A 23,623-nucleotide genomic window follows, 5' to 3' on the forward strand; every position below is an offset into this window, starting at 1 on the left:
CTTATGAACTTTAGGGCACGCTAACCTTTATGAAGGCTACGCTTCACTCTGGATAGGTGAGAAAAATGAGAGTGCTTGTTCCGGATACGAGCGTCATAGTTGACGGCAGGCTCACGCAGTTCCTGTCAACGCTGGGCGAGAAGGTCAAGGTCGTTGTTCCAGAGGCCGTCGTGGCTGAGATAGAGCACCAGGCCAACGAGGGAAAGGCGATAGGCCACGTTGGTCTGGAGGAACTGAAGAAGCTCCGCGAGATGGCTGATAGGGGCGAGATCCTCCTTGAGTTCTACGGCGAGAGGCCCGACCTCTGGCAGATAAGACGCGCCAAGGCGGGAGAGATAGACAACATGGTCCGGGAGGTAGCCCAGACTCTCAGCGCGACCCTCGTAACCGGCGACCAGGTTCAGAGGGACATAGCGATAGCCAAGGGCATAGACGTGATTTACCTTACCACCAAGAAGGAAGTCAGGCACCGCCTTGAGGACTTCTTTGATGACACAACCATGAGTGTCCACCTGAAGGCCGGGATAAGGCCGCTCGCGAAGAAGGGACGGCCCGGCGAATGGAGGCTCGTCCCGGTTAGAGACGAACCGCTCACCGATGTGGAGCTTGAGGAGATAGCTGATGACATCGTCGAGAGGGCAAAGCGCGACCCGGAGAGCTTCATCGAGCTCGACGAACCCGGAGCAACTGTGGTTCAGCTGAGGAACTACCGTATCGTCATAGCCAAACCGCCGTTCTCGGACAGGATAGAAATAACCGCGGTCAGACCGATAACCAAGCTCTCAATAGAGGACTACGAACTGAGCGAGAGGCTTTTGGAGAGGCTCAGGGACAAGGCCGCCGGAATACTCATAGCCGGTGCCCCCGGTGAGGGTAAGACGACCTTCGCCCAGGCCCTCGCAGAGTGGTACGCGAGCATGGGCAAGATCGTCAAGACCATGGAGAAGCCCAGAGATTTGCAGGTCAGCGAGGAGATAACTCAGTACACGGCACTAAAGGGGAGCATGGAGCTTACTGGAGACATCCTCCTTCTGGTAAGGCCGGACTACACGATATTCGACGAGATGAGGAAAACCAGCGACTTCAAGATATATTCCGACCTCAGACTCGCTGGAGTTGGAATGATAGGCGTTGTCCACGCCACGAAGCCGATAGACGCTATCCAGCGCTTCATCGGAAGGGTCGAGCTTGGAATGATACCGCAGATAGTGGATACGGTGATTTTCATCAAGGCCGGAAGGGTCGCCAAGGTTCTGACCCTCGAATACCTGGTCAAGGTGCCTAGCGGAATGAAGGAGGAGGACTTAGCCAGGCCAGTGATAGAGGTTCGCGACTTCGAGACTGGCGAGCTTGAGTACGAGATATACACCTACGGCGAGGAGGTAAGCGTCGTCCCCGTCAAGAAGGAGGAGAAAGCTCCTGCACTCAGACTCGCAGAGAAGAGGCTCAAGCAGGAGATAAAGAAGTTCCTGCCCGATGTCAACGCCGAGGTCGAGATAGTCAGCCCCCACAAGGCGGTGATCTACGCCGACGAGTTCGATATTCCAGCGATAATCGGCAAGAAGGGGAAGCGCATCACGGAGCTTGAGAAGAGGATAGGCATAAGCATAGACGTCAAGAGCTTTGCCGAGAGGGAAGAACTCAAGCCGAAGGAGAGGATTCCCGTCGAAGTCGAGGAGAAAAAGAAGACGATAGTCCTCAGAGTATCGCCGGAGTACGCCAAAAAGCCGCTCAAGTTCTACGGCGGCGAGCAGTACGTCTTCACGGCCACACCAAGCAGGAAGGGCCTCGTCAAGGTCAGCAAGAGCACGCCGATAGGAAAGGAGCTGAAGAGGCTCCTCGATGCGGGGATACCGATATGGGCATCCACTTAGGCTCGGTTGCGAGGGTAGTCATCACCGGTCAGCTAGCGAAATTGTCGTCATCGCCCTTCCAACTTTTTCTCTTCAGCTTAAAACGTTCCCGGTGGTGAAAATGCTAGTGCTTGCGTCGGCCTCACCGAGGAGGAGAGAGATACTTTCGAGGTTCATAAGGGAGTTCCAGATAATCCCAAGCAGTGCCAGCGAGGAGTGCTCAATAGCAGATCCGAGAGAGCACGCCCTTGAGCTTGCTCGTAGAAAGGCGAGGGAAGTTTACGAGAGGCTTGGCAAGAAGGCGACTGTGATAGGGGCCGATACCGTCGTCAGCATAGGCGGGAAAATACTCGGCAAACCAGGAAACGAGGAAGAGGCCTTCAGGATGCTCAAGACCCTGAGCGGGAGGATGCACCTGGTAACTACGGGCTACTGCATCATCCACCGCGGAGAGGAGCACTGCGGCGCGGTAGTTACGGAAGTGAAGTTCAGGGAGCTGGACGAGGACCTTATCTGGGCCTATATCAGGACGGGGGAGCCGATGGACAAGGCAGGGGCCTATGGAATTCAGGGAAAGGGCGGACTATTCGTGGAGTGGATACGGGGGGACTACTACAACGTCGTGGGCTTTCCCATCGAGATAATCTGGAAGCTCAAGGAGCTGGGTTTTGACGTTCTATCACGCTAAAAGGGCTTTGATTTTGTGGAGCTCCTTTTTTCTGATTTTGCTTTGGAATCAAACTCGCAATGAACCTTTTGAAGTCTTTAGTAACGTTCGGTTATTATCAAACAAAAGGTTACGTATTCTTCCAGTTTTTGCGACGAAATTTTTTCGGAATTCTGAATAAGGTCATTTTAGAGCTTTTTTCGTACTTCCTCCCAATGCAGATGCAATATTTTTGGCAAAAACTTCCTTAAAACTGGTCAATTTCTTCTTAAAGATCTAAAAATGCCCGGGAAGTTCTCTGAACATTGTTGTGCATGCTCTTAGCGGAAGAGTGAGAAGCCGTTTCTGGTTGAAAAATCCGCTCACAATCCGTGAATCAGAGGCGTTTAAGGGCTTTTTAGAGCACCCTTTGCGGAAAAGCTTATAAGATTCGAGGGTTCTTAGTAGTTTGTAAGGCAAAAGGAAGAAAAAACCGCCCTGTTGCAATAAGACTCTAAGAGAATTGAAAGTTTGCCACCCTGAATCACTCTTGCAACCGCTATTCTGAAGTTGCAATAAGACTCTAAGAGAATTGAAAGCGTCTTCCTCATCGTCGTAGAGCTTGACCCTCCACCCACCGGGTTGCAATAAGACTCTAAGAGAATTGAAAGTTTTTTAGGTGTAGTTTGGTGGTGTGGGCGAGGTTCAGTTGCAATAAGACTCTAAGAGAATTGAAAGGCGGAGAAGAAGCCACGGGCTACGCAATACTTGCCTACGTTGCAATAAGACTCTAAGAGAATTGAAAGAAGAGACGATCATGCTCTCACCCCCAGGAGTTGCTCGTGTTGCAATAAGACTCTAAGAGAATTGAAAGAACGATTTGTTCTCTGTGGACTTGGGTCTCATTGGGAGTTGCAATAAGACTCTAAGAGAATTGAAAGGGAACACATCGCCAGGAACCTCAAGCGACTTCGGGTGGTCGGGTTGCAATAAGACTCTAAGAGAATTGAAAGCCAAAATGAATAAAAGCCCCTATCCCTAATAAATGTAAGTTGCAATAAGACTCTAAGAGAATTGAAAGGCAGATGGTGAGATGGAGGTAACAATAGAATTTGTGGGTTGCAATAAGACTCTAAGAGAATTGAAAGGGTTAAACTCAGTCAGAGGGCCAGTGAGGTCCTGAGAGTTGCAATAAGACTCTAAGAGAATTGAAAGCCTGTGCAGCCTGGAGGTAGTAGTCACCGATCATTTCCTCGTTGCAATAAGACTCTAAGAGAATTGAAAGTCTTCAAGTGAAGCGAGGATTTCAGCGATCTCTCTCTGTTGCAATAAGACTCTAAGAGAATTGAAAGAACACTTGCGAACTTTCCCGGCCAGAACAAGGAAAGCGAGGTTGCAATAAGACTCTAAGAGAATTGAAAGCAAGTTTGAAGAATTAGTCAGTGAAAAAGGCAAACAGTGTTGCAATAAGACTCTAAGAGAATTGAAAGCAGACTTGCCGTTCACTGGGACAGGGATGCGGAAGCGGGTTGCAATAAGACTCTAAGAGAATTGAAAGATGGACTGAAAGACCCTCTTCAGTTCTTCCGCGTTTTTGTTGCAATAAGACTCTAAGAGAATTGAAAGAGTTCTAAGACTCTCCCCAAGAAAGGGCACTACGTCTGTTGCAATAAGACTCTAAGAGAATTGAAAGTAGGACATCACCTCACGGTGCTGGCGGGAGGGCCTTCACGGTTGCAATAAGACTCTAAGAGAATTGAAAGAGATAACGCTCGACGTGCCAGCAAACAAAGCCGAAGTTGCAATAAGACTCTAAGAGAATTGAAAGGAGTTCTAATGATTAGCTTAACAATATCCCCATCTGATGTTGCAATAAGACTCTAAGAGAATTGAAAGTCACTTCTCCTGAGAAACGAAAGGAGTCGAGAGTCTGTGTCGCAATAAGACTCTAAGAGAATTGAAAGTACTTCCGGCTAAGAACGAAAAGCCGCTCGACAAGCCGGTTGCAATAAGACTCTAAGAGAATTGAAAGACATAGCCCTCTCCCAGGCCGCACAGGTCTTCAGGTACAAGTTGCAATAAGACTCTAGGAGAATTGAAACGATTAAGGGTGGCGTCTGCGCTGGCGAACGGGCTTACGGTTGCAATAAGACTCTAGGAGAATTGAAACGTAGTACTTCTTAAGCATGCGTTCACGCCTTAGATAGGTTGCAATAAGACTCTAGGAGAATTGAAACCTGTGGTGGTCATGATAGTACGTGATAGCAGCACTAGCGTTGCAATAAGACTCTAGGAGAATTGAAACTCGCTATGACAATCTTTGCGTCCTCATCCATCAGAATGTTGCAATAAGACTCTAGGAGAATTGAAAGCTATCAGGCCCTCTGTCTGGCCAGTTAGGTCCTTCCACGTTGCAATAAGACTCTAGGAGAATTGAAAGGAAGATCGTGGCCAAGATACTCAACGAGATGTCGAAGGTTGCAATAAGACTCTAGGAGAATTGAAAGGTCTTCGCGAGGATCTCCCGTGAAGAAGACTGAGACCGGTTGCAATAAGACTCTAGGAGAATTGAAAGCAAGGACTACCTACAATTTCCCTACCACTATCGGCGCGTTGCAATAAGTTGCAATAAGACTCTAGGAGAATTGAAAGAGAATAACGCCGTCACCGGCCAGGCGGAGCGCTTTAGGTTGCAATAAGACTCTAAGAGAATTGAAAGCAACTCTCATACATCACACCCCCAGCTCATAGATTTTGTTGCAATAAGACTCTAAGAGAATTGAAAGAGGCTCGCCGCGCCGCCGAGGAGCATCAGCGCTGGCTCGTTGCAATAAGACTCTAAGAGAATTGAAAGAGCTTATACATCACGTAAACCGTGAACGCTGAACCGACCAGTTGCAATAAGACTCTAAGAGAATTGAAAGGTGTAGCAGTATGCCCAGAACCGTGCCCACTGCCAGGTTGCAATAAGACTCTAAGAGAATCAAAAATCCCAAAACAGAAGAAAAGGAAGGCATCAGAACAGCCACTGGTTCTCGATACACTCGTCGCACGGCGGCTTCTCGCCGGCGATGGCCTTGAACTTTTTGTAGATACACTCCGGCAGGCCGAGCGGGCAGTGGTCAGGATACTGACCCGGCCTGACCTTCGTCGGATCGAGCTTGACCTTTATGTAGGCCTCGTACTCCTCGACCTTCTTCCAGGGAAGTACCTTAGCGCCGTAGATTACGAGGTCGTCTGCTATCCTTGCGTAGTCGCCGACGACGGCGTTCTCTTTGATGATTACGTTCTTTCCTACGACAACACCCTCGCCGAGGATGGTGTCCTTCAGCTCGGCGCGCTCCTTGATGATGTCGCTGCCGATGAGTATCGAGCGCTTAAGGTATGCCTTGTCCTCCACGATTGTGTTCGGGCCGATGTAGGTGTAGGCCTTTATCTTGACGCCGTGGCCGATCTTCGCTCCCTCGTCGATGTAGACTGGTCCCTGAATCTCAACGTCGTCCGGAACTTCAGCGCCCTCCTTGATGGTAATGTAGCCGTTGTCCTTGGCTATCTCGTCCATGGCTATCTGGTGGGCGTAGAAGAGGTCGTCGGGTGTTCCGAGATCGACCCAGTAGGCATCTCTGGGCATCCTGTAGGCGTAAACTTCGCCCCTGGCCACGAACTTCGGCAGGACTTCCCTCTCGAAGTAGACCTCCTTGCCCTTCGGAATCTCCTCGAGGACTTTCTTGTTCACGACGTAGATTCCGGCATCCACGAGGTTCGTCTTCGGCCTGTGGGGCTTCTCCTCGAAGTGTGTGACCTTGCCGTTCTCGTCGGTTTCAACGACACCGAAGCGCTCCGGGTCGTAGACCTTGGTCACCGCGACCGTTATCAGCCCGTCGTTGTTCCTGTGGGCCTCTATCAGCTCCCTGAAGTTGAAGTTGGTGAACACGTCACCGTAGATGACCAGGAAGTCGTCGCTCACGTACTCTTCAACGTTCTTGAGCGCGCCACCGGTCTCAAGGGGCATCGGGTCGTTAACGAAGCGAATGTCCTTTGGATAGTCGGCCATCTTCTCGTCTATGAACTCCCTAATCTCGCCGCGCATGTAGTGGACTGAGAGGATGACCTCGTCGATCTCGGGTATCTTCTCAATGTTCTCGAGGAGGTACTGGAGGTTCGGCTTTCCAAGGACTGGAACCATCGGCTTCGGTCTCGTTGAGGAAATCGGCCTGAGGCGGGTTCCAAAACCACCCGCAAGAATAACCGCCTTCATGAGCATCACCAGTATAAACTTATGGAGGGAGCTTATATATTTTACGGCCGTAAAATATATCCCTCCCAGTGAACAATAGCCTCCTACCTCTCCAGAGAGAAGGCCTTCTCAGTCAGTTTGAACGCCTTTGCTCCAGTGGGTCTCAAACACGAACCGTAGCAGACCTTCTTCAAAGGACAGGTCTCGCAGGCCTTTGAACCGAACTCCACTTTTTCAACGTACCCGAGGCTTTCAAGAATTTTTATTATGTCCTCAACCTCTTTAGATGAGAGTCCAAGCCTTTCGGCGATTTCGCGCTCGTTGGTGACGCCAGCTTTTATCAGCTCCAGAACATCCTCAAGCTTTCCCATGTGATCACCTCACTAAACTACAACTCCAAAAACTGAAAATAAAGGTCAGGAGAGGCCCAGGGCAATGCCCACGTGCCATATCAGAATGCCCACGATGGAAGCAACCGCTATCATGTAGGCTGTTGTGAACAGCGCCCACTTCCAGTTGCTCTCGGCCCTTATGGCACCTATAGTGGCTATGCACGGTATATAGAGCGTCGTGACGACCGCAAGTACATAAGCCTGAAGCGGAGTCATGGCGTTCTTTATAGCCTCCGTAGTTCCATATATGACACCGTAGGTAGATATGACGTTTTCTTTGGCTATGATGCCGAAGATCAGGCTCACAGCTGCTTTCCAGTCAAGGCCCATCAGCATCATGTATGGCTCGAAGAGGTAGCCAAGCGTTTCAGCGTAGCTCTTTCCGCTTCCGAGCTCAACCGGGTAGTTGCTGAGGTACCAGATGAAGATCGAACCTAGGAGTATCACTGTTCCTGCTTTCTTCACGAACTCCTTGCTCCTCTCCCATGAGTGGAGTATCACGGTCTTCCAGCTTGGTATGAGGTATTCCGGGAGCTCGATGACAAAGGGGCTCTCCTCGCCCCTTACAACGAAGTGGCTGACGAACCACGCCGAGAGCAGGGCAACGAGTATAGCTATCAGATAGACGCTCAGGGCAACTAGGGCATGGTTGGAGCTAAAGAAAGTCCCGGCTAGGAAGCTTATGACGCTAAGACGGGCCGAACAAGGGATGAACGGGTTCACGAACATTGCAACCAGCCTGTCCCTTTCATCCTCAAGGGTTCTGGTCGCCATCACCGCAGGAACGTTGCAGCCGAGGCCGAGGATGAGAGGAATAACGGCCTTTCCAGGGAGGCCGAACTTCCTCATGATGCCCTCCATCAGAACCGCTACCCTGGCCATGTATCCAACGTCTTCCAGTACAGACAGGGCGAAGAACAGGAGAAAGACCAGCGGGAAGAAGCTGAGTACCGACCCAACGCCGCCGATTACGCCGTCAACTACCAGGCCCCTGAGGGTCTCGTTCGCGATGTGGGGTGCAAGCCACTCGCCAAACGAGGCAAAGAGGCCGTCAAGCCACTCCTGGAGGGGCAAACCAAGGGCAAAGACGAACTTAAAGACCCCGTAGAAAACTATGGCAAGTGCTATGAAGCCGTAAACTGGGTGTATCAAAATCCTGTCGAGCTGGTCCGTCAGGCTCTCTCCTTCCCTGCCCGCGTAGCTCATGAACTCGTGGGTGAGCCTGTCTATGAACTCGTACTTCTGGCTGGCTATTATGAGATCCATCGCCCTGCCGTAGCGCGCCTCTGCTTCACCTATGTGGGTCATTATCTCCTTCAGCTTCTCCTCGCCGATGTGCCTGAGGACGAGCTTCATAACTTCATCATCACGCTGGAGGAGCTTTATTGCCAGCCAGCGAAGAGGATAGCGCTTTTCAAGTTCCGTTCCCTTCAGACAACCGATTATGTGCTCTATCTCCCTCTCCACCTCTGGATCGTATCTTGGAACGACGGGGTTAGTTTTTACCATCCCGTTGGCCATCTCGTATATTTTCTCCTTCAGCTCCTCGACGCCTATGCCTTCCTTGGCACTCATCGCTACGACAGGAACTCCAAGAGCCTTTGACATCTTTATGGGGTCTATCCGTATCCCTTTTTTCTCCGCCAGGTCGATCTTGTTTAGCGCTATTACCACGTTCTTCAGGCCCATCTCAAAGATTTCCATGGTTAGAAGGAGATTCCTCAGGAGAGAGGTCGCATCAACAACGTTCACAACAACGTCGGGGTTTCCGTTGAGTAGAAAGTTCCTCGCAACCAGCTCGTCAATTGAATGTGCCGTTAGGGAATACGTACCCGGAAGATCCACCACGAGAAACTTCTCACCCTTGTACTCGAAAACGCCCTCCTTCTTCTCGACCGTAACGCCGGGCCAGTTGCCAACGTGCTGCCTCATCCCCGTTAGGCTGTTAAAAACCGTTGTTTTGCCAACGTTGGGGTTTCCGGCGAGAGCAACGACCTTCATTGCCATTTTAACCACCCGAAGGATTCTAAAGCTTCCTCACAATGATTCGTGAGGCCATTCCTCTCCCAATAGCAAATCGAGTGCCGCTAACGCTTATGATTAGCGGGCCAGGGTTGTAGACTTCGATGACCTGAACGACCGCACCGGGGGTTATCCCCATTCCTAGCAGTCTGTTTCTGAATCCTGGACCCCCCTGGAGGTTAACGACAATCCCCCTCTCCCCAGGCTTTAGAGAATTCAATGGAACGATCATGAGCATCACCGTTAGGTTTTCCTAATCCAACTTCAAGTCTCTCGATGTCCTTAAAAGCCTTTGGTGAGCCTAACAAAACTCAGCGGTTCGAAGAGAAGCGGAAGGGGGTTCAAAAAGTGCACTACCCCAGATAAGACTCATAAAAAATTATAAAATGCAAAGTTTTATGTAGTTTGAAGCCGTAGCTAATCCGTAATAATCCGCATAGGGCGGAAAGGAGGTGTTGGTTATGGAAGAAGCCCCAACTGGAGCACCGCAAAAGAGGACTTCCCTCGGCCTCGATGAGAACATCGAGGGACTGCTCGCATACCTGCTTGGTTTTGTTACGGGAATAATACTCCTGCTCCTTGAGAAGGAAAGCGATTTCGTCCGTTTCCACGCTATGCAGTCAACGATAATCTTTCTCCCGCTGTGGATTGCCATAAAGATCTTCTCGTACATACCTATCCTGGGCTGGATTATCGCAGATCTCCTAGGTTTAATAGGCCTTGTTGTTTGGATTGTTGGTATGGTCAAGGCCTACCAGGGAGAGCGCTACAAGTTCCCAATTGCGGGAGATCTGGCAGAACAGTGGCTCGGCAAGGTGAACGTCTGAAGGTTTTTAATGCCCTTTTCAAACTTTCTTTATGCTCGCGGAAGTCATCGAGGAAACAAGAAAGTTCGCCGAGAAAAAAGGCCTTTTCGAAAAACGGGTTCTTATGCTGTTCTCTGGGGGAAAGGACAGTTCTCTCGCTCTCTACATTCTAAAAGAAGCGGGCCTCGACGTCTCGGCCTTGACCTTCTTCCATCGCTGGAGCTGGAGGGAAACCCTCAACTGGGCGATGAGGTTCACCAAAAAGCTCAGCGTCGAGCACTATCTTGTGGACATAACAGAGGGACTTCTCCGCGAGGCCGTTGGCAGGAAAGGGCCAGTCTGCATCAACTGTAAGAAGGTGATGCTCTGGAACGCCAAGTGGTTCGCCCTCAACAGCGGCTTCGACGTTTTAGCCAAAGGGGACAACGCGAACGACAAGATAATCGGTGCGCTCCTCGACCAGTGCGAAGGGGACATACGGCTCTGCGAGATTCCGAGGATGGGTATCCCCTTCTTCCGCCCCCTGATAAAGTACCCTGCCGAGATCGTTGAAGAGCTCGCCGAAGAGGCAGGAATAAGACCCTACCGCATGTACGAGCACGCGAGGAGGAGGCAGTGGAGGGAGGGCTGCCCTCTCCAGTACATAGACAAGGAGGAAATAGTAACCCCCCAACTCATGGACTTGGCCTACAAGGTGAACTACGAGGTGAGCAAGGTAGCGAGGAGAAAGAGAGTAAGGGTTAGCGTCCGCGTCCCGAGCTTTGAGATAATGTGCTGGGACTGCGACGAGGAGACGCTGGAAGAGGTTAAGTCGATAATCAGACGCTTTGGAGGGAAAGCCAATGCTCCCGCCGGGAAAGCTGAGAAATGACATCCTTCGCGAGGTCGTCTTTCCCAACCTCGGAGTGGAGGATAGTAAGGTAGTCTACGGGCCTAGGGAGGGCTTTGACTCGGCTGTTCTTGAATACGACGATGAACACTACCTCGTGGTTGCTACAGATCCAACGCTCGGCGTTCCGGAGGAGACATTCGGCTTCTTTACCTACCACTTCGCCTCAAGTGACGTGGCGGTTTTCGGGGCGAGGCCGAGGTGGCTCGTCGTTGACCTCCTCTTCCCCGAAGGGACTTCGAGGGAATTCCTTGAGGCAACGATGAAAGACCTGAACGCCGAATGCCGCAAGTACGGGTCAGCAATAGTTGGTGGCCACACTGGTGTTTATCCGAGCATCTCAGAGCCAACCGCTACGACAACTGCCATGGGCATAGTCAGGAAAGGCGAGCTGAAGCTCCCCCTCGCCAAGCCAGGAGATAAAATAGTCGTGACGGCTAAGGTCGGCCTTGAGTTCGCTGTTTCAGCGGCCTACTTTAGGGCAGACGAGCTTTCAAAGGTTCTGACCAAAAAAGAGCTCATGAGGCTCAAGCGCTCTTTCTACTTTGAAACGGCTGTTCCCGACGCACTAGTGGCTAAACCCTTTGTGAGGGGCATGCACGATGCAACAGAGGGCGGTTTAACGGCCCTCCACGAGATAGCGGACAACTCTGGAGTTGGCTTCAGGGTTTACTCAGATAGACTCCACATTGACCCGCTCGTTAAGAAGGTGCTCGACTTCTACGACCTCAAACCGTGGAGCGTCTCCTCAACAGGGACACTGATAGCCATAACGCCCACCGAAAAAGTTAATTCCCTAATTACAGAATTACTTAAAAATGGAATTCTTGCATTCGAGCTGGGGGAGTTCACGGAGGAGAAGGACAGGGTTCTGGTTGAAGGGGAAGAGGAGAGACCCTTCCCGGAGTTCACAGAGGACCCGTATGTGAGGCTGTATGGAAAGGGCTAAAAATGATCGCATCAAAAGTTCCAATATGCGAGACATCATAAGGAAAGCCATCGTAGAAACTGCAGAGGAGCTTGGAGTCGAAGTCAAAGAAATAATCCTCTTCGGATCAAGGGCCAGAGGGGATTTCAGGAAAGACTCCGACTGGGATGTGCTGGTAGTAACTAAGGAAAGGATTCCAAGACACGTTGAACTTGAGCTGTATAAGTTGGTTCATAGGAAACTGCTGTTTAATGGCATAAAGGCTGACATTCTCATAATATCCAAGGATGAGCTTGAGAAAGTAAAGGATAATAAGGCTTACGTCTATTATTACGCCCTCAAGGAGGGAATCAAGGTTTGAGCTACAAGGAGTGGCTGAAGAAGGCTGAAAAGGATCTGATCCTCTCTCGCCTCAGCTTATCCGAAGGCATCTATGATTATGCCGCCTTCCACGCCCAACAATGTGCCGAAAAAGCGCTGAAAGCGTTTCTAGTGTGGAGTAGTAAGCCCATTAAGAAAACACATGACATTGGAGAGTTAATAATACTGTGTTCCCAAATTGACGGGGAGTTTATGGAACTATTCGAACTAGACGTTGATCTTTTAACAGCTTATGCGGTGGAAGCGAGGTATCCCACACTACACGAGCCAGATAGAGAAGAAGCCGAAAGGGCAATAGAACTAGCCGAGATTGCCCTCAGCTTCGTAAAATCAAAGATTACTTCACCCTGAACCTCAACAGTGCCGCAAGTCCGCCGAGGGCCTTCAGCTTCTCTCCACCTTCGTGCTCCGAGCTGACTACAACGACCTCTCCGCGGGAGTACCTCACCGCGTCCATCAGCTCCTCGACCTTCTCCCTGAGTTCACCCTTAAGGAGCTCGTCAAGGACCAAGAGCGTCTCAACCGCGCCGTAGTTCACAGCCTCCTCGACTTCCTTAAGGCCGTAGGCAACCAGCCCGTTGTTCCTGGCGATGTTTTCTAGGACTTTCTCAACCAGCTGGACTTCCTTCGCGACGCGGTTTTCCTGATAGACCCTGTCAACAACCCCGCGCTTTATGACCTCGTAGATGCCCGTCCTTCCAGTGACGCTGGTATCCTCGATTACAACTTTCTTGGCCAGCTCCGGATACTTCTCCTTCAGGAACTTGTAGAAGTCCTCCTTGACGAAGCCAGGGCCAGCAACTATTGCCTTCTCGACGTTCTCGCGCTTCATTACCTCTTCCATAGTCTTCGCAACGTCGTGGAAGAACTTCATCTCCTCGCTCTCCCTGTCCGTGTTGTATCTCTTCCCGCCGAGGTTGTGGCGTATGCTGTTTAGTATCTCAACCCCGTACTCCCTGACAAGGGCCATATCCGCCTCGCCATCGTCAATAACCACTATCATCACGCGGGCCCTCTTGGAAGCCGCAACAGCTTCCTTAAGCCTCTCAATGTGGTGCTCCTTCCACCGCGGCTTCTGGATGGTCACGACGGTTCCCTGCTCTATCGCTATCGTGTGGTACTTGCCGAGCGGGACGTCTTCCCTGCTGGCGTAGACTATTGGCCCGGTAACGCGCACCTGATTGGCAAACTTGTGGAAGTTTATCTTTTCCGCTTGGACTCCGAGGAAAACCGGTATGACCTCGACCTTCTCCGCCCTTAAGGAATCAGCTCTCTGGGCCTGCTTCCTGAGGGTTTTGGCGTAGACGATGTCCCCGGGGTCTATTATGTGGTAAAGGTGCCAGAGGTCGTCAAGGGTCTCCGCCTTCACTTTCACCTTGCCTTCCTTGGGCTTTTCTTCGAGTATCTGCATTTTATCACCCCTCAAAGGCTGTCGTAGACCCCTTCGCGCTTTCCTAAACGTACAACGTAAACGATCCTAGCCTCGTCATCCACGGTGTATATTATCCTCCAGTCTCCAACGCGAACACGATAGAAAGGATAGCCTCTAAGCTTCTTATATTGCATTGCCCAGGGATTCTCCTTCAGTTTAAAAAGAGCGCTAACAATTCGCTTTCTATCTTCAGGAGGAGCTTTTTTTAGTGCTTTTTCACTTTTCCCGCTCAGGATTAGTTCATAGCTCATTGAGGACGTCCTCCAGTCTCTTGCCGTGCTTCTTTGCGTCTTCGAGCTCTCTGTAAAGTTCCTCTATCTCCTCCTCATCAAGATCAAAGTAGCCTGTGAAGTTATCGATTTTTGAGTTCAGGATCTTTAGCTCCTCCTTTATCTCCCTCAGTTCGCGAAGGATGAGCTTTTCAACACCTGCCTCCATATGCTTTCCCCCTATTTATAAAGAGAAAACTCTGGTTAATAAACTTTCGTGAGGAGAAATGAGAGAATAGGTAGAATGCTCAAATAAGCTCCCTCTCCGTCTTCGTGAGCCTCTCGGCGCCGTTCTCCGTGATGACGATGGTGTCTTCTATCCTGACGCCGCCGAACTTCGGGAGGTAGATGCCGGGCTCGACTGTTATCACCATCCCCGGCTTGAGAACGGTCTCGTCATTCTGGTTTATCCCCGGCCACTCGTGAATCTCAAGGCCGACGCCGTGACCGGTCGAGTGGATGAAATAGTCCCCGTAGCCGTATTCAGCTATCACGTCCCTGACGATAGTGTCGAGCTCTTTAGCTGTTATCCCGGGCCTCGCCTCTTCGACGCCCTTCTTCTGTGCCTCGAGGACGATCTCATAGATTTCCCTCTGCTTCTCGTTCGGCGAGCCGACTACAACGGTTCTCGTCATGTCGGAATGGTAGTGGTTGAAGAGCGCTCCCTCGTCAATGACGACGAGCTCTCCCCTCTCAATCCTCTTGTCGCTCGCTACTCCGTGCGGAAGCGCCGAGCGCCACCCGCTTGCTATTATCGTGTCGAATGCTGTCTTTTCAGCCCCCTCCATCTTCATAACGTACTCCATCTTGGCCGCGACTTCCCTCTCTCTCACTCCCTCACGCACCTCTTCTATGGCGACGAGCATGGCCTTGTCCGCTATCTGACAGGCCCGCTTTATGACCTCAATCTCCTCTGGAGTCTTAACCATTCTGAGCTCCTTGATGACGTCGTCAACGACGGCAAACTCCTCAACGCCAGCCTTTTCCTTAAGGCTCTGGACACTGGAGTAGCTCGTCCTCCCCTCGATGCCCAGTTTCTTGAGGTTGAAGGCCTTCAGTCTCTCGTAAAGCTCCGCTCCCCTCTTGAAGTACTCAACCGGAACTCTTGAGCTCTCCCTGGCCTCTTCATACTCGAGCTGTGGAACGAGGAAGAGCTCTTCATCGGCGGTAACCACGAGGTAGCCGCCGAGAACCGGGGCGGAACCGGTGAAGTAGAACAGGTTTGGCTTGTGGGTTATCAGAACACCGTCCAGCTCCTTCTCCGCTATGAACTCCTTCAGCCTTTCGATCCTCATCTCAACCACCGGGGTTAGTCTTCATCGAAGGATAAAACGGTTTCGGAAGGGATATAAACTCCGGCGCTTATTACTGGTCAGGTGTCGGGAGTGACGGTTTACCTCTTTGACTTCGACGGAACCCTCGTGGACAGCACCGGTGCAGTCGAAAAGGCCCTTCGAATAGCCATTGAGAAGACGATACCAGCGGTCATAGAGAGCGACCTCTACGATGAGTACTACAAGGCCCTCTTCCTTTTCATAAAGGGCAAGCTGACATACCAGCACCTCGGCGTCATCCACGAGCTTGTAGCCCAGGGCACGATACACGAGTACTATCGTCAGATGCCCAAGTACATCAAGGATTTTCCCCACGCGAGGAGGGTCATCAGAACTCTAAGAAAGCGCGGGAGAACGGTTATCAGCTTCTCCGGCGAGCACACCTACCCAGGAGGTAAGGTGATATTCCTCAAGAGGACGAAGTGGTACGATGAGTTCGACGAGGTGATAACCTTCAAGAGCACGAAAGACATGCTGACGAAATTCGAGACTCTCAGAGAGCTCTATCCAGACGAGCCGTTTGTCTGGGTGGACGACAGCCCCAGCAGGTTTACGTACATCCTCGATGAAAACACCCTGTTAGTGCAGAAGGCCTCACCACACAAGAGCGACGTTGCCCTGCTCTTCGAGAGGCAGAACTTTCTGAAAATAAAGTCCCTCATCGAGGTCTTGGAGATAGACGATGGCCTCTCGGAGTTTCTGTGAGACTCGAAATTTTTAAAAACTGCCCGCTCAACCTATGAACGGCACCACACCCTGGCCAGAGGCTGAGGGGGTGGTGGTCGTGAGGAAGGCCGTTGTTCTGTCCTACGTCGGGTCCCACGAGCACAGGGATCCAAACAGGGTGATTCTCAAGCCGCTCGACGTCAACGACAGGGGTAGCGCGGCGAGGCTCATCGGCAGGAAGGTCGTCTGGAGAACTCCAACCGGAAGGAAGCTCGTCGGAAAGATAGTCCGGACTCACGGCACCCGCGGCGAGGTTAAGGCGGTCTTCAAGCCCGGCCTTCCAGGTCAGGCCCTCGGAGACTACGTTGAAATCCTCTGACGCAACCCCTTTAAGGCCTCTACCTTTTCTTTATCCGGTGAGAGAATGGAGCTTGTGGCGGTAAAGGAAGGTCTCGCGAGGATTCTCGTACCGAAGGCCGAGAGGATATACGATGCCCCCGTCTTCTACAATCCCGTAATGTCCCTGAACAGGGACATCAGCGTTCTCGCGGTTAAAGTTCTCGGGCCGAAGAGGGTTTTGGATGCACTCTCCGCAACGGGGATCAGGGGCATACGCTACGCCCTTGAAACTCCAGCGGAAGAGGTGTGGCTCAACGACATCAGCGAGGAAGCTTACGGGCTTATGAAGAAGAACGCGAGCCTCAACATCGATGGGGAGCTCTACGAAGAGGGCGACCGCTCGTATCTCTGGGGGGAAAAGCTCGTCGTTATAAACAAGGGCGACGCCAACAGGCTGATGGCCGAGAACTTCAGGTACTTCGACTTCCTCGACCTTGATCCCTTCGGCTCTCCGGTCGAGTTCCTTGACACCGCCCTCAGGAGCGTGAGGCGGAACGGCGTTCTGGCGGTAACTGCTACAGACACGGGAGTGCTCTGCGGTGCCTACAGGAACGCCTGCCTCAGGAAGTACCTTGCAGAACCTATCCGCGGCCCGCTCTGCCACGAGGCTGGGCTCAGAATACTCATCGGGACAGTGGTTAGGTATGCAGCCAAGTACGACTTGGGGGTCGAAGTCCTGTTAGCTTATCACCGCGACCACTACTTCAGGGCCTTCCTAAAACTTAAGAGCGGGGCGAAGAAAGCCGACAAAAGCCTCTCCCAGCTTGGCTTCCTTTGGGCCGACAAAAGTGGAAGGTTTGAGTACAGAAGGGGCTTTTTACCGGACAAACCCGGGGCGAGCGGTCCCCTCTGGCTCGGCCCGCTGAAGGACGAAAGTTTCGTCGAGGAGCTTCTTGAATCTGCCAGAGACCACCCGCTCGCCCACAAGAAGACGCTGTCATTCCTTCAGCTCATCTCGGAAGAGCTCGACGTTCCCTTCCACTACGACACGCACACCCTAGCTAGAGCCTGCTCCCTGACCCCACCGAAGCTTGATGTCATAATCCAGCGCCTTAGAGAACTTGGCCACAGCGCCACGAAGACCCACTTTTCCCCGACCTCTGTGAAAACGGACGCTCCTTTCGGAGTGGTTGCGGAGGTGATGAAGAATGTCTAGACTGATTGAGCTAGCTGAGAAGTTCTACAGGGACGAGTACACGGATTCAGTCCTCTACTCCAGGCTGGCCAAGGCCGAAAAGGACGAGAGGATCAAAGCGGAGTTCCAGAGGCTTGCCCAGATAGAGTCTGAGCATGCTAGTTTTTGGTACGAGTTCCTCAAGAGAAGGGGTGTAAAACCAGAAAAACCGAAGATAGGGCGCTTCCACTTCACATCGGTTTTCGTCCTCAGAAGAGTGCTCGGTGCTGGGGCTGTGACTTCTCTCCTTGAGATGGGAGAGAGGGACGCGGTAAAGAAGTACTACAGATTTCTAACAGAATACTCCTCAGAAATGAGCGAAGATGAAAGGGAGAGGCTCAAGAGTGTCATCCTGGACGAGCTTGAGCACGAGAAGTTCTTCAGGGAAGAAGAGAAGACCTTCCACACCGAGAACATCCGCGACCTGGTTTTGGGCATGAACGACGGCCTCGTTGAGATTCTGGGTGCTGTGACCGGCCTTTCGGCTGTCTACCCAAACAGGCCAGAACTCATCGGCATAAGCGGCCTAATCGTTGGGGTCGCTGGAGCGCTCTCGATGGGAATAGGTGCCTTCATCTCCGTCCGCTCCCAGAGACAGGTCAACGAGGCCCTCAGGGAGAAGATGGAAGTCCTATTCAGGGTCTCCCCAGAGAGGGCCAGGGAAGAGATAATGGAAAGGCTAATGGAAGGGGGCCTGCCGAAGGAAATCGCAGAAAAAACCGCCGAGGAACTTGCCCAGAAGGGGGATGCTGTGATAAGCCTTCTCCTCGGGGAGAGCGATGAGAACGAAGTCCGATCGGCCCTCTATACGGGTCTCTCTTATCTGCTCGGAGTGGCGTTTCCAGTAACGCCCTACTTCCTGGCGTCGAGCTCTTTAACGGCCCTTCCGTTCTCAATTCTGCTCGCAGGCAGCGTCCTCGGCGTCGTTGGTACGATGGTGGCCCTTCTCTCGGGAATATCCATCAGAAAGAAGGCCCTGGAGATGGTTTCAACCGGCCTCGGGGCGGCGTTCCTGAGCTACCTCTTCGGAAGGCTGATGGAGGCAGTCTTTCACGTCTCGGCCCTTTAGAGGTATGTAACCTCAACGCCGAGCTTTTCCGCCGTTTTTCCCTGTTTTTCATCGCTCGTGGCGAGCTTTCCGTATTTTAGGGCCTGGGCTATGTAGAGGGCGTCGTACACCGTTATTCTTCCCTCACACGCTATCTCCCGTGCTTGAGGCAGGTATTCGAGAGGGTTTTCAAGAAATAAAACGCTTCTCATAAGGTCTAAGGCCTGGCTCCTTCTTTCAAACTCTTCCCGATCTATGCGGGAGTACAACACGTGGTGCTTCCACAGGGCGTTTGACACTTCAATCAACGCGTATTCCAGGGATGTAAGGTCGTTTCCTCTTATGAACTCCTCGATTCTCTCCCATCCAGGTTCCAAAAGGATGTACCTGGCGAGAGACGATGCGTCAATTACTATCACGGTCATCCCTCACGTACTTTCTTGCAGTCCCTTCATCCGCAGGGGTTCCACCAGAAAGGAGCCTGTGAATCTCGTCAAGTTTTTTCTGTTTCTCTGCCCTAAGGACTCTCTCTTCTATGAACTTCCGTATTTCCTCGCTCCAGTTGATATCAAGCTCCTTCATCTTTGCCTTGAGCTCGTCGGGGATGCGTACGCTTATCACAGCCATACGACCACCGTTTACATTTTTGTAATACAGCAATATAAACATTTTGGGGGAAGAGCCAGAAAAGAAAACAGTTCAGACCTTAACGTACTTCCATCTGCCCTTCTTGAATATCCACCAGTACATGGCCGCGCTCGTGAACGTCTCGAGGGTCATCGCGAGCCAGGCCGCTATGACGCCCATTCCCTCTATCACGAAAGGTCCTACCGCAAGTCCAAATCCGAAGACGTAGGAAGGAACTATCCTGAACAGGAGCTTGCTGATTGCCGTGACGTACATCGGACTCTTCGTGTCGCCGGCTCCTCTTAGCGCTCCGCTGAGGACAAAGACCCATCCAAGGGGGACTTCGCTTATCCCGACGATGAGAAGGTAGATGCTTGCCAGGTGGAGCACCTCATGGTAGTGGGGGTCGCTTGAGGACAGGAAAGGCATGACGAGGTAGCGCGGGAACGCTATGAGGATAATCGCCATCACGCCCATGAAGACGCTAACCATCTTCAGGGCCTCGTAAACCGTCCTTTCGGCCTCTTCCGGCTTTCCAGCGCCGAGGTTCTGGCCGACGAGGGTTGAAGCCGCAACGTTGAAACCGAAAGCGGGCATGTAGGCGATGCTCTCGACCCTGAGGCCTATCTGGTGGGCAGCTAACGCCACATCCCCAAAGCGGGTGACTATGCTCATGTAGAGGAAGTTGTAGAAGCTGAAGAGGCCGCGCTCCACCAGGGTAGGAATGCCTATCCTTAGAATTCTGACGACCATCTCCGGGTGGAAGCTCCAGCTCGGCCTGAACTTGAGGACGAGCTTCCCACTCAGGAGAAGGTACAGGCCAATCAGAAATGAAGACGTGATTCCAATCCCCGAGGCCCAAGCAGCTCCCACGGCACCCATCCTTGGAAAGCCGAGCTTACCATAGATCAGAAGGTAGTCAAAAGTGGCATTGACGACGTTCATGAAGATACCGAGCTTCATGGGAGTCTTCGTATCCCCCGCTCCCCTTAGAGCCGAAAAGAGAGTAAAACCGACGAGCCTGATGGGATAGAACAAGAACACGACCTTAAGATAAGCGTAGGCCGTTCTGAGGAGTTCTCCCTTGGCGCCCATAACCCAGAGAACCTCGTCTCCGAAAAACCACCCGAAGAGCATAACGGGGATTCCGAGGAGGAAAGCAAGGTAGAGGCTCTGCTCCAGAACCAGCTCCGCTTGGGAATAGTCCTTAGCACCAACAAAGCGGGCTATCAAGGCAAGCGTTCCAACAGAAACTGCCATCATTATGGGGAACATGAACCAGCTTACCTGTCCGCCGAGGCCAACGGCCGCTATCGCCAGCGCGCTGACGTGGCCGACCATCAGAGTATCCACTAGGTTGAGGAGTGTCTGGGAGATGTTGCCCACTATAGCAGGCCACGCCAGTGCCCATATTTTTCGCTGGGTCTCGTTGCGGAACATTAAGACGCGCCTCTAAACGAACAGAGAAACGTTTAGTTAATAAGGGTTGCGGTAGTGTTGCAGAACTACGTAAGTAGGTCAGAGAAAAGAAAAAGGTTCAGTAAGAGAGGTTCCTCTTCTTCCTCCACTTGTGGGACCAGCTGTACTTCCTCATTCTCCTGCTCCTGCCGAATCCGCAGGCGGCACAGTAGCCCTTCTTGACGTTGAAGGCCCTCCTACCGCAGCGCCTGCACCTTATGTGGGTTGGAGTACGGTTCCTCTTGCCCTTCGGCGCGGTTCCAGCTCCCATGCTATCACCCCGCTAAGCTCTCACTCAAGCTCGACAGGGGAGAGGGCCAAGACGTTGTCTCCCCTTATGACGATTTTACCGTACTTCTTAACGACCTCGCCGTCCTGGATGAGCTCGGCATCGGCGAGGACAACGTTAAGGTGGATGTCGTAACCGATGAGCTTACCCCTGAACTCGTTCCCCCTCTTCAGGAGCACGAGGACGTCCTTGTCAAGGGACTTGTGGATAACATCGAGTGGTCTTTCCGCCATTTTCACGCACCTCCAAATAATCAAAGCTCATAGCCTTAACGAGGGAAACGGTTTATAACTCTTTCCGTTCTCCTGGCCCTTCTCAACATTGAACATGGAGTTTTTGTTTCCCGGGGAAAAGGGCTATAAATTGTATCACTCAAAGTGATTAAGGTGAAAGCATGAAAAAAGGTGGTCTGCTGCTCATTCTCCTGATTCTGGTCTCAATCGCCAGCGGATGTATCTCGGAGAGCAACGAAAATCAAACTGCAACGGCTTCGACCGTTCCACCGACTTCAGTGACACCCTCACAGTCTTCCACTCCCACAACCTCGACCTCGACGTACGGCCCTTCCGAAAGAACGGAGCTTAAACTTCCTTCGGTTAACTACACTCCCATCTACGTCGGCATAGAGAAAGGCTGTCCCTCCGGAAGAGTCCCGGTGAAGTTCACGTACAACCCCGGAAACAAGACCGTAAAGTCTGTCAGCCTCCGCGGGAGCTTCAACAACTGGGGAGAGTGGCCGATGGAGCTGAAGAACGGCACGTGGGAGACGACCGTCTGTCTCCGCCCTGGAAGGTATGAGTATAAGTACTTCATCAACGGCCAGTGGGTCAAGGACATGTCCGACGACGGGACGGGAAGGCCCTACGACCCCGATGCAGACGCCTATGCCCCCGATGGCTACGGGGGAAAGAACGCCGTGAGGGTAGTTGAGGGCCGCGAAGCGTTCTACGTGGAGTTCGATCCAAGAGACCCAGCCTACCTCAGCATCGCGGACAAAAGAACCGTGGTCAGGTTCGAGGCTAAGAGAGACACCGTCGAGTCTGCGGTTCTCGTTACGGATCACGGGAACTACACGATGAAGCTTCAGGTCTGGTGGGACTTCGGCGAAACCTGGCGCGCCGAGATGCCAGTTGAACCCGCTGATTATTACATTCTCGTAACCTCCTCCGACGGCGGGAAGTTTGCCGTCCTAAACACAAGCGAAAGCCCGTTCTTCCACTTTGATGGCGTTGAGGGGTTCCCCCAGCTGGAGTGGGTGAGCAACGGGATAACCTACCAGATATTCCCCGACAGGTTCAACAACGGCAATAAAAGCAACGATGCCCTAGCTTTGGATCACGACGAGCTAATTTTGAACCAGGTTAATCCAGGGCAGCCAATCCTCTCCAACTGGAGCGACCCGATAACGCCCCTCCACTGCTGCCACCAGTACTTCGGCGGCGACATAAAGGGAATAACGGAGAAGCTCGACTACCTTCAGAGCCTAGGTGTTACTATAATCTACATCAACCCGATTTTCCTCTCGGGAAGCGCCCACGGCTACGACACCTACGACTACTACCGGCTCGACCCCAAGTTCGGGACCGAGGATGAGCTGAGAGAGTTCCTCGATGAGGCCCACAGGAGGGGAATGAGGGTAATCTTCGATTTCGTGCCCAACCACTGCGGCATAGGGAATCCAGCCTTCCTCGACGTCTGGGAGAAGGGCAACGAAAGCCCATACTGGGACTGGTTCTTCGTCAAGAAGTGGCCCTTCAAGCTCGGCGATGGGAGCGCCTACGTCGGCTGGTGGGGCTTTGGGAGCCTTCCGAAGCTCAACACTGCCAACCAGGAGGTCAGGGAGTACCTGATAGGAGCGGCCCTCCACTGGATAGAGTTCGGCTTTGACGGCATTAGGGTGGATGTGCCGAACGAAGTCCTCGACCCGGGGACGTTCTTCCCGGAGCTGAGAAAGGCAGTTAAGGAGAAAAAGCCCGACGCGTACCTCGTCGGCGAGATATGGACGCTCTCCCCGGAGTGGGTGAAGGGAGACCGCTTCGACTCCCTCATGAACTACGCCCTCGGGAGGGACATCCTCCTGAACTACGCTAAGGGCCTGCTCAGCGGAGAAAGTGCAATGAAAATGATGGGACGTTACTACGCTTCCTACGGCGAGAACGTAGTTGCGATGGGCTTCAACCTCGTTGATTCGCACGACACTTCGAGGGTTCTCACTGACCTCGGTGGTGGCAAACTGGGAGACACACCGTCAAACGAGTCAATTCAGAGGCTCAAGCTCCTCTCAACGCTCCTCTATGCCCTGCCCGGAACTCCCGTCACCTTCCAGGGGGACGAGAGGGGACTGCTCGGAGACAAGGGACACTACGATGAGCAACGCTATCCGATACAGTGGGATACTGTGAACGAGGACGTCCTGAACCACTACAGGGCACTGGCGGAGCTCAGAAAAAGAGTTCCCGCATTGAGGAGCAGCGCAATGAGGTTCTACACTGCCAAAGGCGGCGTTATGGCCTTCTTCAGGGGACATCATGACGAGGTTCTCGTCGTTGCCAACAGCTGGAAGAAGCCAGCCCTACTGGAGCTTCCCGAGGGAGAGTGGAAAGTAATCTGGCCTGAGGATTTCAGCCCGGAACTGCTTCGCGGCACAGTTGAAGTGCCAGCCATAGGGATAATCATCCTTGAGCGGGGTTGACCCCCGCTTCCATTAATTTGTTTGGCACGCTGACAAAGAGCATCCCAAAAGCTTTTTATGAAATGTCCTTACTCCAGTTTC

The 23,623-nt window shown here is 52.3% G+C and carries 25 protein-coding genes and 1 CRISPR repeat array; of the genes, 12 read left to right on the plus strand and 13 right to left on the minus strand.

The window, feature by feature from the left end:
- Positions 1-65: 65 nt before the first annotated feature.
- Complete coding sequence (locus TK_RS04690) at positions 66-1,874, plus strand: PINc/VapC family ATPase (protein WP_011249904.1); 1,809 nt, start codon at positions 66-68, stop codon at positions 1,872-1,874.
- A gap of 100 nt (positions 1,875-1,974) precedes the next feature.
- Complete coding sequence (locus tag TK_RS04695) at positions 1,975-2,541, plus strand: Maf-like protein (protein ID WP_011249905.1); 567 nt, start codon at positions 1,975-1,977, stop codon at positions 2,539-2,541.
- A 458-nt stretch (positions 2,542-2,999) separates the two neighbouring features.
- Positions 3,000-5,489: a CRISPR direct-repeat array (repeat unit 30 nt; unit sequence GTTGCAATAAGACTCTAAGAGAATTGAAAG).
- Between the two features lie 26 nt (positions 5,490-5,515).
- Here the strand turns inward: TK_RS04695 and TK_RS04700 are convergent.
- From TK_RS04700 to TK_RS04715, 4 genes are all read right to left on the minus strand, one after another.
- Positions 5,516-6,757: a sugar phosphate nucleotidyltransferase gene (locus TK_RS04700; RefSeq protein ID WP_011249906.1), complete on the minus strand. Its 1,242-nt coding sequence runs from the start codon at positions 6,755-6,757 to the stop codon at positions 5,516-5,518.
- A gap of 83 nt (positions 6,758-6,840) precedes the next feature.
- The gene (locus TK_RS04705) at positions 6,841-7,107 is read right to left on the minus strand and encodes a winged helix-turn-helix transcriptional regulator (RefSeq protein ID WP_011249907.1); all 267 of its coding nucleotides are present in this window, start codon (positions 7,105-7,107) and stop codon (positions 6,841-6,843) included.
- 45 nt (positions 7,108-7,152) lie between these two features.
- A complete protein-coding gene (gene feoB, locus TK_RS04710) occupies positions 7,153-9,135 on the minus strand; it encodes a ferrous iron transport protein B (protein ID WP_011249908.1) in 1,983 nt (660 codons plus the stop codon).
- A 19-nt stretch (positions 9,136-9,154) separates the two neighbouring features.
- A complete protein-coding gene (locus tag TK_RS04715) occupies positions 9,155-9,388 on the minus strand; it encodes a FeoA family protein (protein ID WP_011249909.1) in 234 nt (77 codons plus the stop codon).
- 223 nt (positions 9,389-9,611) lie between these two features.
- Between TK_RS04715 and TK_RS04720 the strand changes: the two genes are divergently transcribed.
- The 5 genes from TK_RS04720 to TK_RS04740 are packed head-to-tail and all read left to right on the plus strand — an operon-like array spanning position 9,612 to position 12,505.
- A complete protein-coding gene (locus TK_RS04720) occupies positions 9,612-9,977 on the plus strand; it encodes a DUF4870 domain-containing protein (RefSeq protein WP_011249910.1) in 366 nt (121 codons plus the stop codon).
- Between the two features lie 31 nt (positions 9,978-10,008).
- Entirely contained in the window at positions 10,009-10,827 is an 819-nt protein-coding gene (locus TK_RS04725) for a DUF7411 family protein (RefSeq protein WP_011249911.1), read from the plus strand.
- On the plus strand, positions 10,799-11,794 hold the full coding sequence (locus TK_RS04730; protein ID WP_011249912.1) for an AIR synthase family protein: 996 nt from the start codon (positions 10,799-10,801) through the stop codon (positions 11,792-11,794). Before TK_RS04725 ends, TK_RS04730 begins: the two co-directional genes overlap by 29 nt.
- A gap of 25 nt (positions 11,795-11,819) precedes the next feature.
- Positions 11,820-12,134: a nucleotidyltransferase domain-containing protein gene (locus TK_RS04735; RefSeq protein WP_011249913.1), complete on the plus strand. Its 315-nt coding sequence runs from the start codon at positions 11,820-11,822 to the stop codon at positions 12,132-12,134.
- The gene (locus tag TK_RS04740; protein ID WP_011249914.1) at positions 12,131-12,505 is read left to right on the plus strand and encodes a HEPN domain-containing protein; all 375 of its coding nucleotides are present in this window, start codon (positions 12,131-12,133) and stop codon (positions 12,503-12,505) included. Before TK_RS04735 ends, TK_RS04740 begins: the two co-directional genes overlap by 4 nt.
- On the opposite strand, the gene TK_RS04745 is transcribed toward TK_RS04740, so the two are convergent.
- From TK_RS04745 to pepQ, 4 genes are all read right to left on the minus strand, one after another.
- Positions 12,492-13,565, minus strand: coding sequence for an mRNA surveillance protein pelota (locus tag TK_RS04745; protein WP_011249915.1), 1,074 nt, complete (start codon positions 13,563-13,565; stop codon positions 12,492-12,494). The genes TK_RS04740 and TK_RS04745 overlap by 14 nt on opposite strands.
- 11 nt (positions 13,566-13,576) lie before the next feature.
- Positions 13,577-13,837, minus strand: coding sequence for a type II toxin-antitoxin system RelE family toxin (locus TK_RS04750; RefSeq protein WP_011249916.1), 261 nt, complete (start codon positions 13,835-13,837; stop codon positions 13,577-13,579).
- Entirely contained in the window at positions 13,827-14,024 is a 198-nt protein-coding gene (locus TK_RS04755; RefSeq protein WP_011249917.1) for a hypothetical protein, read from the minus strand. The genes TK_RS04750 and TK_RS04755 overlap by 11 nt, the downstream gene beginning before the upstream one ends.
- Before the next feature lie 79 nt (positions 14,025-14,103).
- Complete coding sequence (gene pepQ / locus TK_RS04760) at positions 14,104-15,150, minus strand: Xaa-Pro dipeptidase PepQ (RefSeq protein ID WP_011249918.1); 1,047 nt, start codon at positions 15,148-15,150, stop codon at positions 14,104-14,106.
- A 90-nt stretch (positions 15,151-15,240) separates the two neighbouring features.
- On the opposite strand from pepQ, the gene TK_RS04765 reads away from it, so the two are divergent.
- Genes TK_RS04765 through TK_RS04780 form a run of 4 tightly spaced genes read left to right on the plus strand, consistent with a single transcriptional unit; the run spans position 15,241 to position 18,497 of the window.
- Positions 15,241-15,894 (plus strand): HAD family hydrolase, encoded by a 654-nt coding sequence (locus tag TK_RS04765; protein WP_011249919.1) that lies wholly within the window; start codon positions 15,241-15,243, stop codon positions 15,892-15,894.
- Between the two features lie 34 nt (positions 15,895-15,928).
- A complete protein-coding gene (locus tag TK_RS04770) occupies positions 15,929-16,234 on the plus strand; it encodes a 50S ribosomal protein L35ae (RefSeq protein ID WP_048053695.1) in 306 nt (101 codons plus the stop codon).
- 45 nt (positions 16,235-16,279) lie between these two features.
- Positions 16,280-17,410, plus strand: coding sequence for a tRNA (guanine(10)-N(2))-dimethyltransferase (locus TK_RS04775; RefSeq protein ID WP_011249921.1), 1,131 nt, complete (start codon positions 16,280-16,282; stop codon positions 17,408-17,410).
- Positions 17,403-18,497 carry a VIT1/CCC1 transporter family protein gene (locus tag TK_RS04780; protein WP_011249922.1) on the plus strand — a complete coding sequence of 365 codons (1,095 nt, stop codon included), beginning with the start codon at positions 17,403-17,405 and terminating at the stop codon, positions 18,495-18,497. Before TK_RS04775 ends, TK_RS04780 begins: the two co-directional genes overlap by 8 nt.
- Here the strand turns inward: TK_RS04780 and TK_RS04785 are convergent.
- The 5 genes from TK_RS04785 to TK_RS04805 form a co-directional block, all read right to left on the minus strand.
- Positions 18,494-18,901 (minus strand): type II toxin-antitoxin system VapC family toxin, encoded by a 408-nt coding sequence (locus tag TK_RS04785; RefSeq protein ID WP_173254061.1) that lies wholly within the window; start codon positions 18,899-18,901, stop codon positions 18,494-18,496. The two genes, TK_RS04780 and TK_RS04785, sit on opposite strands and share 4 nt — an antisense overlap.
- Entirely contained in the window at positions 18,882-19,103 is a 222-nt protein-coding gene (locus tag TK_RS04790; RefSeq protein WP_011249924.1) for a type II toxin-antitoxin system VapB family antitoxin, read from the minus strand. Before TK_RS04790 ends, TK_RS04785 begins: the two co-directional genes overlap by 20 nt.
- A gap of 72 nt (positions 19,104-19,175) precedes the next feature.
- A complete protein-coding gene (locus TK_RS04795) occupies positions 19,176-20,543 on the minus strand; it encodes an MATE family efflux transporter (RefSeq protein WP_011249925.1) in 1,368 nt (455 codons plus the stop codon).
- Positions 20,544-20,640: 97 nt separating this feature from the next.
- Positions 20,641-20,832 (minus strand): 50S ribosomal protein L37e, encoded by a 192-nt coding sequence (locus TK_RS04800; protein WP_011249926.1) that lies wholly within the window; start codon positions 20,830-20,832, stop codon positions 20,641-20,643.
- A gap of 20 nt (positions 20,833-20,852) precedes the next feature.
- The gene (locus tag TK_RS04805; RefSeq protein WP_011249927.1) at positions 20,853-21,083 is read right to left on the minus strand and encodes an LSm family protein; all 231 of its coding nucleotides are present in this window, start codon (positions 21,081-21,083) and stop codon (positions 20,853-20,855) included.
- Positions 21,084-21,244: 161 nt separating this feature from the next.
- Here TK_RS04805 and TK_RS04810 point away from each other — a divergent pair, with 161 nt between their 5' ends.
- Positions 21,245-23,542: an alpha-amylase family glycosyl hydrolase gene (locus tag TK_RS04810; protein WP_011249928.1), complete on the plus strand. Its 2,298-nt coding sequence runs from the start codon at positions 21,245-21,247 to the stop codon at positions 23,540-23,542.
- Positions 23,543-23,623 lie beyond the last annotated feature (81 nt).

It is taken from the genome of Thermococcus kodakarensis KOD1 (genome assembly GCF_000009965.1).
In the GTDB taxonomy this organism is placed as follows: domain Archaea; phylum Methanobacteriota_B; class Thermococci; order Thermococcales; family Thermococcaceae; genus Thermococcus; species Thermococcus kodakarensis.

What these genes read in the sequence shown, in the direction of transcription:
- TK_RS04695 (WP_011249905.1), top strand. Translation starts at nt 1,975, where the DNA reads ATGCTAGTGCTTGCGTCGGCCTCACCGAGGAGGAGAGAGATACTTTCG.
- TK_RS04715 (WP_011249909.1), bottom strand. Translation starts at nt 9,388, where the DNA reads ATGCTCATGATCGTTCCATTGAATTCTCTAAAGCCTGGGGAGAGGGGG.
- feoB (WP_011249908.1), bottom strand. Translation starts at nt 9,135, where the DNA reads ATGGCAATGAAGGTCGTTGCTCTCGCCGGAAACCCCAACGTTGGCAAA.
- pepQ (WP_011249918.1), bottom strand. Translation starts at nt 15,150, where the DNA reads ATGAGGATCGAAAGGCTGAAGGAGTTCATAGCGGAGAAGGAGCTGGAC.
- TK_RS04700 (WP_011249906.1), bottom strand. Translation starts at nt 6,757, where the DNA reads ATGAAGGCGGTTATTCTTGCGGGTGGTTTTGGAACCCGCCTCAGGCCG.
- TK_RS04810 (WP_011249928.1), top strand. Translation starts at nt 21,245, where the DNA reads ATGAAAAAAGGTGGTCTGCTGCTCATTCTCCTGATTCTGGTCTCAATC.
- TK_RS04755 (WP_011249917.1), bottom strand. Translation starts at nt 14,024, where the DNA reads ATGGAGGCAGGTGTTGAAAAGCTCATCCTTCGCGAACTGAGGGAGATA.
- TK_RS04775 (WP_011249921.1), top strand. Translation starts at nt 16,280, where the DNA reads ATGGAGCTTGTGGCGGTAAAGGAAGGTCTCGCGAGGATTCTCGTACCG.
- TK_RS04780 (WP_011249922.1), top strand. Translation starts at nt 17,403, where the DNA reads ATGTCTAGACTGATTGAGCTAGCTGAGAAGTTCTACAGGGACGAGTAC.
- TK_RS04800 (WP_011249926.1), bottom strand. Translation starts at nt 20,832, where the DNA reads ATGGGAGCTGGAACCGCGCCGAAGGGCAAGAGGAACCGTACTCCAACC.
- TK_RS04770 (WP_048053695.1), top strand. Translation starts at nt 15,929, where the DNA reads ATGAACGGCACCACACCCTGGCCAGAGGCTGAGGGGGTGGTGGTCGTG.
- TK_RS04705 (WP_011249907.1), bottom strand. Translation starts at nt 7,107, where the DNA reads ATGGGAAAGCTTGAGGATGTTCTGGAGCTGATAAAAGCTGGCGTCACC.
- TK_RS04725 (WP_011249911.1), top strand. Translation starts at nt 10,009, where the DNA reads ATGCTCGCGGAAGTCATCGAGGAAACAAGAAAGTTCGCCGAGAAAAAA.
- TK_RS04720 (WP_011249910.1), top strand. Translation starts at nt 9,612, where the DNA reads ATGGAAGAAGCCCCAACTGGAGCACCGCAAAAGAGGACTTCCCTCGGC.
- TK_RS04805 (WP_011249927.1), bottom strand. Translation starts at nt 21,083, where the DNA reads ATGGCGGAAAGACCACTCGATGTTATCCACAAGTCCCTTGACAAGGAC.
- TK_RS04785 (WP_173254061.1), bottom strand. Translation starts at nt 18,901, where the DNA reads ATGACCGTGATAGTAATTGACGCATCGTCTCTCGCCAGGTACATCCTT.
- TK_RS04690 (WP_011249904.1), top strand. Translation starts at nt 66, where the DNA reads ATGAGAGTGCTTGTTCCGGATACGAGCGTCATAGTTGACGGCAGGCTC.
- TK_RS04745 (WP_011249915.1), bottom strand. Translation starts at nt 13,565, where the DNA reads ATGCAGATACTCGAAGAAAAGCCCAAGGAAGGCAAGGTGAAAGTGAAG.
- TK_RS04795 (WP_011249925.1), bottom strand. Translation starts at nt 20,543, where the DNA reads ATGTTCCGCAACGAGACCCAGCGAAAAATATGGGCACTGGCGTGGCCT.
- TK_RS04735 (WP_011249913.1), top strand. Translation starts at nt 11,820, where the DNA reads ATGCGAGACATCATAAGGAAAGCCATCGTAGAAACTGCAGAGGAGCTT.
- TK_RS04730 (WP_011249912.1), top strand. Translation starts at nt 10,799, where the DNA reads ATGCTCCCGCCGGGAAAGCTGAGAAATGACATCCTTCGCGAGGTCGTC.
- TK_RS04790 (WP_011249924.1), bottom strand. Translation starts at nt 19,103, where the DNA reads ATGGCTGTGATAAGCGTACGCATCCCCGACGAGCTCAAGGCAAAGATG.
- TK_RS04750 (WP_011249916.1), bottom strand. Translation starts at nt 13,837, where the DNA reads ATGAGCTATGAACTAATCCTGAGCGGGAAAAGTGAAAAAGCACTAAAA.